We start from the raw sequence: 12,757 nt of genomic DNA on the forward strand, positions 1-12,757 counted from the left end.
ATTACTTTACGCATGAAAAAGCCGTTAGAAATACAATTCTAACGACTTTGTCTTCATTCTGAAGCAACGGTATTAATACCGTTGCTTTTGCGTTAGAGAGCCAGGCCTTTGAATTATCTACGATAAAGCTTATCCTGTTCATAAACGGGGTCAAAGGTGACATTGATTCCGAGTTTTCGAAAGACATTTTTATCTTCTTCAGGTAGGGTAACTGTTGAGTGGGCTTCACTGCCTTTTAAGTTGGCTAATTGATTCATTGCGTGTCTTGCTTCAGGACTTACTTGTGCTGTAATGGCAAGGGCAATTAGGATTTCGTTAGAATGGAGTCTTGGATTTTTACTTCCTAGATAGTTGATTTTCAAATCTTGGATAGGAATGATGTATTCTGGTTCAATTAGCGGTGTTGTTTTATCAATCTGTGCTAAATTTTTAACGGCGTTAATAAGAACTGCAGCTGATGGTCCGAAAAATTCGGATGTTTTCCCCGTAACAATATCGCCATTTGGTAATTGCAGAGCTAGGGCAGCATTTCCAGTGGCTTCTTCCTTGGCACGAGCGGATAGGACCACCTGACGATCCTCAGGAGTGATGTTGATGTCATTCATCAAGAGCTCAATTTTTTTGATGGCTGTTTGAGTGACACGTTCTGCCTTGAAATCTACTAAGGTCTGATAGTAACGGCGAATGATTTCCTGCTTAGAGGCTTCAATAGCAGCTTTCTCATCAATGATGGAGAATCCAACCATGTTTACTCCCATATCGGTGGGAGAAGCATAAGGAGACTTGCCTAAAATGCGTTCTAACATACGCTTGACAACGGGAAAAATTTCGATGTCACGGTTATAGTTTACGGTTGTTTTACCGTAAGTTTCTAAATGGAAAGGGTCTATCATATTGACATCATCAAGATCAGCAGTTGCGGCTTCATAAGCTAAATTGACAGGATGATGCAAAGGCAAATTCCAAACGGGGAAGGTTTCAAACTTGGCATAGCCAGAAGTCACGCCATTTATCTGGTCATGATAGAGATTGGACATGCAGGTGGCTAATTTTCCCGAACCAGGTCCAGGCGCTGTCACAACCACGAGATTTCGGCTAGTTGCGATGTAGTCATTTTTCCCCATGCCTTCTGAGGAAATGATATGATTAATGTCTGTCGGATACCCTTTGATTGGGTAGTGGAGATAAGACGTGATGCCATTTTTTTCTAATTGTTTGCGGAAGTTATCGGCAGCGGGCTGTCCCGTGTATTGGGTGACAACAACTGAACCAACATAAATATCTAAATCTTTAAACTTATCAATAAGCCGAAAAACTTCCTGATCATAGGAAATGCCTAGGTCACCTCGTGTCTTTGAATGTTCAATGTTGTTAGCATTGATAGCAATGACAATCTCGACTTTTTCTTTTAGTTCTTGAAGGAGTTTTATTTTATTGTCAGGTTCATAGCCAGGAAGGACGCGGGAAGCATGAAAATCTTCCAGCATCTTACCACCAAATTCTAGGTAAAGTTTTCCGTCGAATTGATTGATGCGTTCCAGAATGTGATTGCGTTGCAAGTTTAGATATTTTTCAGAATCAAAGGCAATTGTTTTCATGTGACAGAGTGGGCGTGAACCCAAATCTTCCTTTCCAAAGTTAATACCTTATTATATCAAATTCTAAGTTTGATAGAAAATTTTTTAAGTAGCTAATTCAGATCAACGGTATTATAGCAGAATTTTCTCCTAAAAGGGAATGTTTGAATGAAACACACCATTCTGAAAACAAAACTTTTCCATGTCTTTACTGTACAGTTAGTCAGTTTTCAAATATGGTGGAGAAGTAAATGTTTAAAAACAAGGTTTTATGGGAGTGGGAAAGAACTCAATAAGTCTAAAAGAGTTCTCCTCACTTCCAAACATCTAGGTTCGGGCTAAAATAGTCCACTGGACTATTTTACTCCCACCCCCCGTACACCTCAAAAGGTTCAGTGAACTTTTTGAGGTTGGAAATGAAGCGAACTCTGTTCGCATCAGTCGTAGAGGTCAGATTTGGAGTGTGAAACACGAATTGCTGAGATTTGCTTCGCAAACCTTATCTCCAACCTTTAACAGTCCACTGGACTGTTAACCCCAATCAACCACTGCGATGAGATGTTGACAAGAACTCTGAGAAGCGGTGCTGGGCTTTTTGCTCAGCCTCAATTTGGCTTGAGGTTTCTTCGTGCTCCCTTTTTCTTTCTTCTTGTGATATAATAAAATGGTTAGAGATATCGAAAACAAAGGGAAGGAATAAGGATAATCAGTGTCTACAAATTTGTGTAGGCAGTTGATTGAACATGACCACATGCTTGATGATACACCTCAAGCCTAATGTCGTTTTGTGGTTTACGTCCTTATATATTAATTATGTACGTTGAGATGTTTGATGAAACTGGTCAAGTTTCTGAAGAGATTAAGCAGCAGACGTTGGACTTGCTGAATTTTGCTGCTGAAAAGTTAGGCAAACAAAACAAGGAGATGGCTGTGACTTTTGTGACCAATGAGCGGAGCCATGAATTAAATTTGGAATACCGTGATACGGATCGTCCGACAGATGTCATCAGCTTGGAATACAAACCTGAAGTACCATTTGCCTTTGATGAAGAAGAGTTGAAAGATAATCCTGAACTGGTAGAGATGCTTGCTGAATTTGACAGCTATATCGGTGAACTTTTTATTTCTATTGACAAAGCGCGCGAACAGGCCAATGAATACGGTCACTCTTTTGAACGTGAAATGGGCTTTCTAGCGGTGCACGGCTTTTTGCATATCAACGGTTATGACCATTATACTCCCGAAGAAGAAAAAGAAATGTTCACCTTACAGGAAGAGATATTGACTGCTTATGGACTTACGCGACAATAATCCACAAAAAAAGTGGAAGAATAGAGATCTAGTCGCCAGTATGGAGTTTGCTATTACTGGTGTGATTACAGCCTTTAAGGAAGAAAGAAACATGCGTAAGCATGCTATTTCGGCGATTTTGGTTACAGTTGCTGGAGCGATTTTTCAGATTACAGCCATTGAATGGCTCTTTCTACTCTTAGCTATTTTTTTGGTTATCACCTTTGAAATCATCAACTCTGCTATTGAAAATGTGGTTGACTTAGCTAGTAACTATCATTTTTCGATGTTGGCTAAGAATGCTAAAGACATGGCTGCTGGTGCGGTTCTAGTCATTTCTGGCTATGCTGTGGTGACAGGCTTAATTATTTTTGTTCCGAAAATTATTGCCATGATTTTTGGACAATAGCATAGCTGATAAGAAAAAAGACTTACTATATACAGAAAAGAGATTATATGACATTTAAATCAGGATTTGTAGCGATACTTGGTCGTCCCAATGTTGGGAAATCGACTTTTTTAAATCACGTCATGGGACAAAAAATTGCTATCATGAGTGATAAAGCACAAACGACTCGTAATAAGATTATGGGCATTTACACGACGGAGACCGAGCAAATCGTCTTTATTGACACCCCGGGCATCCACAAGCCTAAGACGGCTCTGGGTGATTTTATGGTAGAGTCGGCCTATTCAACTTTGCGTGAAGTTGAGACAGTGCTTTTTATGGTACCTGCCGATGAAAAACGCGGTAAAGGCGACGATATGATTATGGAACGCCTCAAGGCTGCTAAAATTCCAGTTATTCTGGTTATCAACAAAATTGATAAGGTGCATCCAGATCAGTTGTTGGAGCAGATTGATGACTTCCGTAGTCAGATGGATTTCAAGGAAGTTGTTCCAATCTCGGCACTGCAAGGTAACAATGTTGAAACTCTGATGACCATTCTCAAGGATAATCTGGAAGAAGGCTTCCAATATTTCCCAGAAGACCAAATTACTGATCATCCGGAACGTTTCTTGGTATCTGAAATGATTCGTGAGAAGATTTTGAAACTAACTGAACAAGAAGTGCCACACTCTGTTGCCGTTATCGTTGACTCTATGAAACGCGATGAAGAGACCGATAAGGTCCATATCCGAGCAACGATCATGGTTGAGCGTGACAGCCAAAAAGGTATCATCATTGGCAAGCAAGGAGTTATGCTCAAGAAAATCGGCAAGATGGCTCGCCGCGATATTGAACTCATGCTGGGTGACAAGGTCTACCTCGAAACTTGGGTTAAGGTCAAGAAGAACTGGCGTGATAAGAAACTGGACCTTGCTGACTTTGGATATAATGAGAAGGAGTATTAAGAATTCATTTAATCGGAGGAGTTCATGTACCAACATCATGACATCAATCTTGAGAGGGAGATGGACAAGGCGTTTATTTTTCTAGCAGAAAATATGTCAAAATCTGGACATGATCCGAAGCCAGTTGTCACGTACAGTATTATGGTAGCAACAATACTTTATGAGTTAAACTATTCTAGAAACATAGTTATTGCTGCAGTTTTACATGATTTGTATAGAAGATAGTGATGTGACCGAAAAAGAGATTGAAGCTGGTTTTGGAAAGGAAATATCAGATTTGGTGTCAGCGCTCTCTTTTGATCCAAAGATTGAGGATAAAAGAGAGCAAACTCAAGAGCACTTCAACCGCATTAGAACTTTTGGAAAATCTGCTGCATTGATTAAGACAGCAGATTTGTACTGCAATTTACCTTTTGTGAATTATGTGAACGATTTTAACACACACAGTTATTTGCAATACAAATATCAAATTTTTCAGGATATGTTTGCTGACTTATTGCACAACGATCCTATGTATCAAGCGTTCCAAGAACGTTGTAAAGGAATTTTGGGAGAAATCAAATGAACCAAGACTACATTTCCTACATCCGCTCAAAAGTCGGGCATGACAAGGTCTTGCTGACTTTTGCGGGTGGTATTTTGTCAGATGATGAGGGGCGTGTGCTCCTGCAGCTACGCGGTGATAAAAAGACCTGGGCCATTCCAGGCGGGGATTGTGTCATAATAATGACAGGTGCTTAAAACGCTGTTAAATCAAGGATTTGAGCGTTCTACAATCTGTCATTAAGGAGGAATTTTTTAGATTTTATAAATAATATCGCTTTAGCGAGAACATTTTAATAAGTGTTCTCGCTTTTTTTGTTTCAGGAGGAAAATCATGCAAAAGGAAGAACAGTCATCACGGCAAATTGTGATGTGCCATCTCATGGCTATCATGGGAATAAATATTGAGAAAGCAACTCAGTTAATTGCTGAAATGGAAGAGTCAGGGCTAATTCAATTTGATGAGTTAGGAAATGTTGGTCTATTAGTGTTGGAGGGACAATCATGAAACGTATCACCGCAAATCACTATCAAACGTCAGAGCGTTATTATAAGCTCCCTAAACTCTTATTTGAGAGCGAACGCTACAAGGATATGAAACTTGAGGTTAAGGTTGCTTATGCTGTTCTAAAAGACCGTTTGGAATTGTCATTAAGTAGAGGGTGGATAGATGAAGATGGGGCTATCTATTTGGTCTATTCCAACTCCAAACTCATGGCACTACTTGGCTGTTCCAAATCTAAGTTACTTGCTATCAAGAAAACGTTACGAGAGTATGGCTTGATAGATGAAGTCCAACAATCTTCCAGTGAAAAAGGACGAATGGCCAATAAGATTTATTTGGGGGAGTTGGAACATGAACCTACCCAAGTCTCAAATTCAAACGGGGGTAGTGTTCAAAAAATACCAGGGGGGTATCAAAATCAGCCGGGGCCAGTCTTAAATTCAGCCACTAGTGAGACTGAAGTTAGTGAGACTGATAGGAGTGAAACTAAAGAGAGTGAGTCAGTCGTTGAGGACGAGGAGGAGAAAGAAAGTCTAACAAGTAAGAAAAATGACAATGACAATTTTCAACGTAAAGTAGACCGAGTCACAAGATACGACAAAGACTACATTTGGGGCTTGGTTCATGACCAGTTGAGACAAGTTGGTCTTTCACAGGCTGCTAGTGATTATGCTATGATTTATTTTGATCATCGGTATCAGTACGCTTTAGAGAATATGAGGTTTGCGGACAGAACAGAAACGATAGCGGAATATGTCTTTAATGGCGTCTTATCCGAATGGACCAAGGTCCAACGCTTAAAAGAACTAAAAGGGGGTGAGTAAGATGTTTTGGTGGATATTATTAGGTATTTGGGGATTAGGAATGATTTGGTTCATTTTTGAACTTATCACTGACCCAGAAATGGAAGATCATTGTTAAGCAAGGACGTTACGCAAGAAGTAAGGTCCTTTTTAATTTTGTCAGAAAGGAATGAGAGACATGAAGTTTTTAGATTTGTTTGCAGGAATTGGAGGCTTTCGACTGGGGTTAACTCGTCAGGGCCATGAGTGTATTGGCTTTTGTGAGATTGATAAGTTTGCGAGGAAATCTTACAAGGCCATCTATGAGACCGAAGGAGAAATAGAATTTCATGATATTAGACAAGTCACAGACCAAGACTTTAGACAACTTAGAGGGCAAGTGGACATCATCTGTGGGGGATTCCCTTGCCAGGCATTTTCACTCGCAGGCAGACGATTGGGATTTGAGGATACTAGGGGAACTTTGTTCTTCGAGATTGCTCGAGCGGCCAAACAGATCCAACCACGTTTTTTATTTCTCGAAAATGTCAAGGGCTTACTCAGTCACGACAAGGGAGAGACATTTCGAACAATCCTCACCACATTGGATGAGTTGGGGTATGATGTTGAATGGCAGGTGCTTAACAGTAAAGATTTCCAAGTGCCGCAAAACCGTGAAAGAATTTTTATTATCGGACATTCTAGAAGATACCGTCCCCGATTCCTATTTCCTCTCAGAGGAGAAAACAGCTCAGCTGGTCTTGAACGATTAGGAAATGTCAATCCGTCAGGCAAAGGGATGAATGGAGAAGTCTATTTATCACGTGGGCTAGCACCAACCTTAACAAGAGGAAAAGGAGAAGGAACTAAAATTGCCATTCCAGTTTTAACCCCTGATAGGCTAGAAAAACGCCAACATGGGAGACGTTTTAAAGGGAACGATGCTCCAATGTTTACTTTAACTAGCCAAGATCGGCATGGTGTAGTTGTCGCAGGAACTTTACCAACTTCTTTTATCCAAACTGGACGTGTCTATGACCTTTCAGGGCTTTCTCCAACGTTGACAACCATGCAAGGAGGGGATAAAGTTCCTAAGATTCTCTGTCGTGAGGAAGCACCGCATTTGAAAATTAGGGAAGTGACCAAACTAGGCTATGCCAAGGCAATAGTGGGAGATTCTGTCAACCTTGCTTACCCAGAGTCTACCAAACGCAGAGGACGAGTGGGAAAGGGAATTTCAAATACTTTAACCACTTCTGACAATATGGGAGTGGTTGTTGCTGCTTTGGAGTACCGTAAGGACAAGTGGTATGAAGTGACTGGAATAATCCTAGATGGAAAACTGTATCGTTTGAGAATCAGACGCCTAACCCCAAGAGAATGTTTTAGACTTCAGGGGTTTCCTGATTGGGCTTTTGACAGAGCTGAGAACGTATCCAGTAAAAGTCAGTTGTATAAACAAGCAGGCAATAGCGTGACCGTCACTGTTATTGAAGCCATTGCTAGAGAATTTAGAAAGATTGAAGAGGAAGAAAAACATGAAATTATTACATAGTAAAAGTATTAGGAACTGTACGGAGCTAGAAGAAGCCATACATCAAGCAGAAGTAGAGAGATTTTCGGAAATGATTGCTTCTTTACCCAATTATGATTGTGACATTGATGTCACTTTTGAAGATAACTACCACAAAGAAATGAATTATCCGTTAGCTTATGAGTCCAACTTACATCGTATTTTTGAATTTATTGAAACCCAAGACATCAAAAATGGTGTTGATACTTATCTAACGGATGAGAACAATCTCGCCTTTAGGGCATATGGGCAAGGCTATTCTTGGAATGATAAGAATGATGTCGTCACCACATTAATAACAGTGAAGTGCTTCGGTGAAGGTCGGTCACCCATCGATATGAGTAAGGTGTTTACTCCACCAACTCAAGCATTAGAGAAGGAGCTATCTGTGTAGGAGGAAGCGATGTTAGAAATCTATTTAAGTCGAAATAACAGTCGGAATCAGAAACTCCTATCTTTTTGTGACTCACATGGTATTTCCTACTCCAGTAAAGAAGTAAGTAACCTGTCACGTGAAGACTTATTGGGCTTGTTTACCAAAAGCAGTGATTGTTTCACGCTCTTATCACCCTCGCTACAGCGATTAAAAGGTCATAGAGAGATGAAATTGAGTGAGTTAGTGACGTTGGTTCTACGGAAACCTGACCAGAATCTTCGTCTCCCAATTGTGGTTTGTGAGGATAACGTGTATCCCGATATGAGTTTAGAAGAAGCGAGAACCTTTCTTCCGAGAAGTCAAAAAGTGGTTTCCTTTCGTGAACATCTTTTTAAGGACTTGGCGACATAAGGAGGAGTTATGAACGACCGTTTTTGGGAAAATTTGGAAATTATCGTTATGGAAAAAGGGCTGTCATGGGCTGACCTTGCTCGACAGATGTTTAAGGGGCAATACGTTTACCCTAGTGAGTTTAAGCGCCTCTACCAAACCTTTCGTCACTACAAATCCCATCGTCTCATGCCACAAGGCAAATGGGTGGAGAAAATAGTGACCGTTTTAGAGATTGACTATGAAGACTTGTTTAGGAGATAGCGATGAAACGACTAGTAGTGATGTACGGAGCCATTCATGTCAATGTACTCCTAGTGAGTTTGTACCTGGTTGGTTGGCTAAATGGGGCATGGTTACCTGTTTTACAAGTGACGTTTCTAGCCCTGCTATTGTGGAGCTGGAAAAGGGACCAGATACCTAAAAGAAACCTATCCTTTAAGGAGAGAGGGCTTTGGGTACTTGGCAGTCTTGGTGTCATGGTAAGTATTGCTCTTATTATGAGTGCTCTATTTTCAGGAAGCGAACCAAACCAAGAAACGTTAGTGACTGTTCAAAACCAGATTCCTGTTCTGTCCTTTATTCTTTTTCTCCTTAATGCCAGTGTTGTGGAAGAAGTCTTTTATAGAGAGGTGTTGTGGGGAGTCTTGTCTCAACCAGTGGTTCAAGTTTTGTTAACGAGTTTTCTCTTTGCCTTAGCCCACCACCCCTCTAGTTTATTCACTTGGGTGCTTTATGGGAGTTTAGGTCTCATACTTGGTATAGTGCGATGGCAAACGGACTGCTTGAACTCAACTCTCGTTCATCTATCTTGGAATGGAATCGTCTTTTTCCTATCTTTATTGTGATACCAAAATCAAGGGTGCTTTCGTATCATGAAAGCACCCTATTGTTTTGATGGGGAATCACATAAAGGAGGAAATGATGTCATCCGAACAACAGGAACGCCAAGCGATTCAATATGCGGAACGGAGTGCTATGTTTACGGTGAAGGTCCTTCTCAAACTCTTAGAGTGGTCAGCCAGACACGCCCTAGCACAAGACTCGGCTTATAAAGTTGGGGTTCAAAAGTTAGAAGAACTCCTTCAAAGTCCTTATGCCATTGAGTCGCTGAATATCTCAAAAGACATTTTGGATAAACCCGTTGATGTCGAGAAATTTAAGGAATTGGTGGAATCAGAAAACCTCCCTATTGCCATTAGTTGGCAAGGAGACTACCTGCATTTCTATGCTAAGGATAAGTCGCTCTTAGACAAGCACCTAGATGAGTTACTTCAGAAGTTGATTTCCAATCCAGAAAAGCTGAAAGGGCTCACTATGGATAAAACTCTTGATGAGGAAATCGCACAAGCCAAGGAACAGATTGTGATGTCAGAACCCTCTGCTGTGAAAACAAAGGAGGTCATTCTCTAATGGTCTCAGGGAAAAAAGTTTTTATCTTTGGTATTTTAGGGCTTGCCTTTGGGTATTTCTGTCATCGGCTAGTCTTGCTTTACGATAGTTTACCTAATCAACCGCCCTTGGAACGCCTTGCCTATCTTTTAGGCGAAGGACAGAATCAGGTCTTAAATCCCTTGTGGAATGGCAACTTTACAGGTAAATCAGTTTTGGGCTTTTGCTTTGGATTTGTGACGATGGGCCTAGTCTATCTTTATGTCTCAACTGGTCAAAAGGTTTACCGAGAAGGGGCTGAATATGGCTCTGCTCGCTTTGGAAACAATCGTGAGCGTAAATCCTTTCTCAGTAAGAATCCCTTTAATGACACCATTTTGTCACGAAACGTTAGGCTAACCCTGTTAGAAAAGAAAGCCCCACAGTTTGACCGAAACAAGAACCTTGTGGTCATCGGTGGGTCTGGTAGCGGGAAGACCTTTCGGTTTGTCAAACCCAATCTGATTCAGCTCAACTGTTCTAATATTGTCGTTGACCCTAAGGATCACTTAGCTGAAAAGACAGGGAAGCTCTTTTTAGAAAATGGCTATCAGGTCAAGATCTTAGACCTCGTAAACATGACCAACTCAGATGGCTTTAACCCTTTTCGTTATGTGGAGACGGAGAATGATTTGAACCGTATGCTTACGGTCTATTTCAATAATACCAAGGGCAATGGCAGTCGCAGTGATCCCTTTTGGGATGAAGCGTCCATGACCTTAGTCAGAGCCATTTCCTCTTACTTGGTGGATTTTTACAATCCTCCAGGTAGTACAAAGGAAGAAGCAGACAGTCGCCGTAAGCGAGGCCGCTACCCCTCTTTTTCTGAAATTGGAAAACTCATCAAGCTCTTATCCAAAGGAGAAAATCAAGATAAGAGTGTCTTAGAAGTGATGTTTGAGACCTATGCCAAGACATATGGGACAGAAAACTTCACTATGCGTAACTGGGCAGACTTCCAAAACTACAAGGATAAGACCTTAGATTCGGTAATTGCCGTCACAACAGCTAAGTTCGCCCTCTTTAATATCCAATCCGTCATTGATTTAACCAAACGTGACACCTTGGACTTAAAAACATGGGGAACGCAGAAAACCATGGTATATCTCGTTATTCCAGATAATGACACCACCTTTCGCTTTCTCTCAGCCCTTTTTTTCTCCACTGTCTTTTCAACCTTAACCAGACAAGCTGATGTGGACTTCAAGGGACAATTGCCTATTCACGTCAGAAGTTACTTGGATGAGTTTGCGAATGTCGGTGAAATTCCAGACTTTGCGGAACAAACCTCAACAGTTCGCTCACGGAACATGAGTCTCGTACCCATTCTTCAAAACATTGCCCAACTTCAAGGGCTCTATAAGGAGAAGGAGGCTTGGAAAACCATTCTAGGAAACTGTGACAGCTTGCTCTATCTTGGTGGCAATGATGAAGAGACCTTCAAGTTCATGAGTGGTCTCTTAGGCAAACAAACCATTGATGTGAGAAGTACCAGTCGGTCGTATGGCCAAACAGGGTCTGGGTCAACTTCCCATCAAAAAATCGCAAGGGATCTCATGACCCCTGATGAAGTCGGAAACATGAAACGTGATGAATGCTTGGTGAGAATTGCAGGGATCCCAGTCTTTAAGGAAAAAAAGTATTTCCCCTTGAAACACAAGAACTGGCAATACTTAGCGGATAAGGAGTCAGATGAACGTTGGTGGCATTACCACATTGACCCCCTCAAAACAGAGGAAGTTCCGTTTGAACCATCAGACCACAAGGTTAGGGATTTAAGCACAGAAAGCACACTACACTAATAGAAAAGAGGAATCGTATGAACCAAAAATTAACAGGCTTTGTTTATGGCGTGGACGCCAGTTCCATGTTTGCCCAAGCCATGGCGCTCTTACAAAAAGGAATGGTTGCGACAGGAGCCTTTCTTGTCGTCATGGGCATTATTAACCTGTCAACCAATATCAAAGATGGTGGACCTGGTGTCCGAAATGCCATCTTAGAAATTGTGGGTGGTGTTATGGTAGGTGCCGCTGGTGCCTTTATCACTCAAATTACCATTTAGGAGGGCTAAGTATGACATGAACAACACATTACCTTCAGCTTTTGTCTTTCTAGCCTCGGAGAAAATTTCAAGCGATAGCCTATTTGAAGGCTTTAACGTGGACTTAGAATCGACGGCCAACTTGGTTAAATCCCTTGCGGATTATAACCCAACCGTGTGGTCTTATATGTCAGCTGTCACAAAAGGAGTGATGCAACCCCTGGGAGTAGCTATTTTAGCCGTTGTGTTAGTCCTTGAGTTTTCTAAGATGGCTAAGAAAATCGCCAACTCAGGTGGTGCCATGACCTTTGAAGCTATTGCTCCTATGATTGTCTCTTATATCATGGTGGCTGTGGTCATTACCAACACCACCGTGATTGTGGAAGCCATTTTAGCCGTTGCTTCTCATATCATTGAAGGCGTAGCTGGTGTCGTTTCTCATGGGGGAACGACTTATGAGACCATTTCAGGACTTAAAGGGTCAGGAATTATTGGAAAACTGATTGTTGGTTTCTTTGCCATTCTGATATGGTTAGTGCGATTGGTTAGCGTGATGGTGGTGAATCTCCTTATTACTATTCGCTTTATCCAACTTTATCTCATGATTCCATTTGCGCCTCTAACGATTCCGACCTTACTCAGTGATGACTGGCGAAGTGTTGGGATTGGCTACCTGAAAAACATCATGGTCTATGCCCTTCAAGGGGTCTTGATTTTCTTAATCATCTCCCTTGTTCCCCTCTTTGAATCAGCTGGGAAATTGGCTCTCTCAAATGGTGCGGGAGTGATGGAGACGCTAGCAACTGCCTTTGGTAGCTTAGTTCAGGCTATTTTGTTAATCATTGCCTTGGTGGGTAGTCAACGGACTGCCAGAAGTATCCTAGGCATGTAAG

At 41.4% G+C, this 12,757-nt stretch carries 17 protein-coding genes and 1 pseudogene; 17 read left to right on the forward strand and 1 reads right to left on the reverse strand.

Annotation, left to right across the window (positions count from 1 at the left end):
- Positions 1-113: 113 nt before the first annotated feature.
- Positions 114-1,598, reverse strand: coding sequence for a DUF1846 domain-containing protein (locus tag ABZ559_RS04195; protein ID WP_273414742.1), 1,485 nt, complete (start codon positions 1,596-1,598; stop codon positions 114-116).
- 792 nt (positions 1,599-2,390) lie between these two features.
- Here ABZ559_RS04195 and ybeY point away from each other — a divergent pair.
- The 17 genes and pseudogenes from ybeY (at position 2,391) to ABZ559_RS04280 (ending at position 12,756) form a co-directional block, all read left to right on the forward strand.
- The gene (gene ybeY, locus ABZ559_RS04200) at positions 2,391-2,888 is read left to right on the forward strand and encodes an rRNA maturation RNase YbeY (RefSeq protein ID WP_018374835.1); all 498 of its coding nucleotides are present in this window, start codon (positions 2,391-2,393) and stop codon (positions 2,886-2,888) included.
- Positions 2,869-3,276, forward strand: a complete 408-nt coding sequence (locus ABZ559_RS04205) for a diacylglycerol kinase family protein (RefSeq protein WP_018374834.1) — start codon at positions 2,869-2,871, stop codon at positions 3,274-3,276. Before ybeY ends, ABZ559_RS04205 begins: the two co-directional genes overlap by 20 nt.
- A gap of 47 nt (positions 3,277-3,323) precedes the next feature.
- The gene (gene era, locus ABZ559_RS04210; protein WP_273414167.1) at positions 3,324-4,223 is read left to right on the forward strand and encodes a GTPase Era; all 900 of its coding nucleotides are present in this window, start codon (positions 3,324-3,326) and stop codon (positions 4,221-4,223) included.
- Positions 4,224-4,247: 24 nt separating this feature from the next.
- The gene (locus ABZ559_RS04215; RefSeq protein WP_367007325.1) at positions 4,248-4,448 is read left to right on the forward strand and encodes a hypothetical protein; all 201 of its coding nucleotides are present in this window, start codon (positions 4,248-4,250) and stop codon (positions 4,446-4,448) included.
- A complete protein-coding gene (locus ABZ559_RS04220; RefSeq protein WP_367007326.1) occupies positions 4,429-4,788 on the forward strand; it encodes a hypothetical protein in 360 nt (119 codons plus the stop codon). The genes ABZ559_RS04215 and ABZ559_RS04220 overlap by 20 nt, the downstream gene beginning before the upstream one ends.
- Positions 4,785-4,934 (forward strand): annotated as a pseudogene (locus ABZ559_RS04225) (DNA mismatch repair protein MutT); the annotation flags it as partial. The gene ABZ559_RS04220 and the pseudogene ABZ559_RS04225, both read left to right, overlap by 4 nt.
- Before the next feature lie 166 nt (positions 4,935-5,100).
- Complete coding sequence (locus ABZ559_RS04230) at positions 5,101-5,274, forward strand: hypothetical protein (protein WP_003052100.1); 174 nt, start codon at positions 5,101-5,103, stop codon at positions 5,272-5,274.
- Positions 5,271-6,095: a replication initiator protein A gene (locus tag ABZ559_RS04235; RefSeq protein WP_367007327.1), complete on the forward strand. Its 825-nt coding sequence runs from the start codon at positions 5,271-5,273 to the stop codon at positions 6,093-6,095. The genes ABZ559_RS04230 and ABZ559_RS04235 overlap by 4 nt, the downstream gene beginning before the upstream one ends.
- 157 nt (positions 6,096-6,252) lie before the next feature.
- Complete coding sequence (gene dcm, locus ABZ559_RS04240) at positions 6,253-7,608, forward strand: DNA (cytosine-5-)-methyltransferase (protein WP_367007328.1); 1,356 nt, start codon at positions 6,253-6,255, stop codon at positions 7,606-7,608.
- Positions 7,592-8,020, forward strand: a complete 429-nt coding sequence (locus ABZ559_RS04245) for a hypothetical protein (protein ID WP_367007329.1) — start codon at positions 7,592-7,594, stop codon at positions 8,018-8,020. Before dcm ends, ABZ559_RS04245 begins: the two co-directional genes overlap by 17 nt.
- Positions 8,021-8,029: 9 nt before the next feature.
- On the forward strand, positions 8,030-8,413 hold the full coding sequence (locus tag ABZ559_RS04250; RefSeq protein ID WP_252526362.1) for a hypothetical protein: 384 nt from the start codon (positions 8,030-8,032) through the stop codon (positions 8,411-8,413).
- 9 nt (positions 8,414-8,422) lie between these two features.
- On the forward strand, positions 8,423-8,656 hold the full coding sequence (locus ABZ559_RS04255) for a transcriptional regulator (protein WP_093528730.1): 234 nt from the start codon (positions 8,423-8,425) through the stop codon (positions 8,654-8,656).
- A gap of 2 nt (positions 8,657-8,658) precedes the next feature.
- Positions 8,659-9,240, forward strand: a complete 582-nt coding sequence (locus ABZ559_RS04260) for a type II CAAX endopeptidase family protein (protein ID WP_367007330.1) — start codon at positions 8,659-8,661, stop codon at positions 9,238-9,240.
- A 76-nt stretch (positions 9,241-9,316) separates the two neighbouring features.
- Positions 9,317-9,805, forward strand: a complete 489-nt coding sequence (locus ABZ559_RS04265; RefSeq protein WP_170242187.1) for a hypothetical protein — start codon at positions 9,317-9,319, stop codon at positions 9,803-9,805.
- Complete coding sequence (locus ABZ559_RS04270; protein ID WP_367007331.1) at positions 9,805-11,625, forward strand: VirD4-like conjugal transfer protein, CD1115 family; 1,821 nt, start codon at positions 9,805-9,807, stop codon at positions 11,623-11,625. The genes ABZ559_RS04265 and ABZ559_RS04270 overlap by 1 nt, the downstream gene beginning before the upstream one ends.
- A 17-nt stretch (positions 11,626-11,642) precedes the next feature.
- The gene (locus tag ABZ559_RS04275) at positions 11,643-11,885 is read left to right on the forward strand and encodes a hypothetical protein (RefSeq protein WP_001072180.1); all 243 of its coding nucleotides are present in this window, start codon (positions 11,643-11,645) and stop codon (positions 11,883-11,885) included.
- A 16-nt stretch (positions 11,886-11,901) separates the two neighbouring features.
- Entirely contained in the window at positions 11,902-12,756 is an 855-nt protein-coding gene (locus ABZ559_RS04280) for a type IV secretion system protein (protein WP_367007332.1), read from the forward strand.
- The last annotated feature ends 1 nt before the right edge of the window (position 12,757 follow it).

Source organism: Streptococcus sp. ZY19097 (genome assembly GCF_040731245.1).
GTDB lineage: Bacteria > Bacillota > Bacilli > Lactobacillales > Streptococcaceae > Streptococcus > Streptococcus orisratti.

Coding starts and splice junctions, on each gene's coding strand:
- ABZ559_RS04265 (WP_170242187.1), top strand. CDS start 9,317: ATGTCATCCGAACAACAGGAACGCCAAGCGATTCAATATGCGGAACGG.
- ABZ559_RS04220 (WP_367007326.1), top strand. CDS start 4,429: ATGATTTGTATAGAAGATAGTGATGTGACCGAAAAAGAGATTGAAGCT.
- ABZ559_RS04245 (WP_367007329.1), top strand. CDS start 7,592: ATGAAATTATTACATAGTAAAAGTATTAGGAACTGTACGGAGCTAGAA.
- ABZ559_RS04270 (WP_367007331.1), top strand. CDS start 9,805: ATGGTCTCAGGGAAAAAAGTTTTTATCTTTGGTATTTTAGGGCTTGCC.
- ABZ559_RS04230 (WP_003052100.1), top strand. CDS start 5,101: ATGCAAAAGGAAGAACAGTCATCACGGCAAATTGTGATGTGCCATCTC.
- ABZ559_RS04255 (WP_093528730.1), top strand. CDS start 8,423: ATGAACGACCGTTTTTGGGAAAATTTGGAAATTATCGTTATGGAAAAA.
- ABZ559_RS04205 (WP_018374834.1), top strand. CDS start 2,869: ATGGACTTACGCGACAATAATCCACAAAAAAAGTGGAAGAATAGAGAT.
- ABZ559_RS04275 (WP_001072180.1), top strand. CDS start 11,643: ATGAACCAAAAATTAACAGGCTTTGTTTATGGCGTGGACGCCAGTTCC.
- era (WP_273414167.1), top strand. CDS start 3,324: ATGACATTTAAATCAGGATTTGTAGCGATACTTGGTCGTCCCAATGTT.
- ABZ559_RS04250 (WP_252526362.1), top strand. CDS start 8,030: ATGTTAGAAATCTATTTAAGTCGAAATAACAGTCGGAATCAGAAACTC.
- ABZ559_RS04260 (WP_367007330.1), top strand. CDS start 8,659: ATGAAACGACTAGTAGTGATGTACGGAGCCATTCATGTCAATGTACTC.
- ABZ559_RS04280 (WP_367007332.1), top strand. CDS start 11,902: ATGAACAACACATTACCTTCAGCTTTTGTCTTTCTAGCCTCGGAGAAA.
- ABZ559_RS04195 (WP_273414742.1), bottom strand. CDS start 1,598: ATGAAAACAATTGCCTTTGATTCTGAAAAATATCTAAACTTGCAACGC.
- dcm (WP_367007328.1), top strand. CDS start 6,253: ATGAAGTTTTTAGATTTGTTTGCAGGAATTGGAGGCTTTCGACTGGGG.
- ABZ559_RS04215 (WP_367007325.1), top strand. CDS start 4,248: ATGTACCAACATCATGACATCAATCTTGAGAGGGAGATGGACAAGGCG.
- ABZ559_RS04235 (WP_367007327.1), top strand. CDS start 5,271: ATGAAACGTATCACCGCAAATCACTATCAAACGTCAGAGCGTTATTAT.
- ybeY (WP_018374835.1), top strand. CDS start 2,391: ATGTACGTTGAGATGTTTGATGAAACTGGTCAAGTTTCTGAAGAGATT.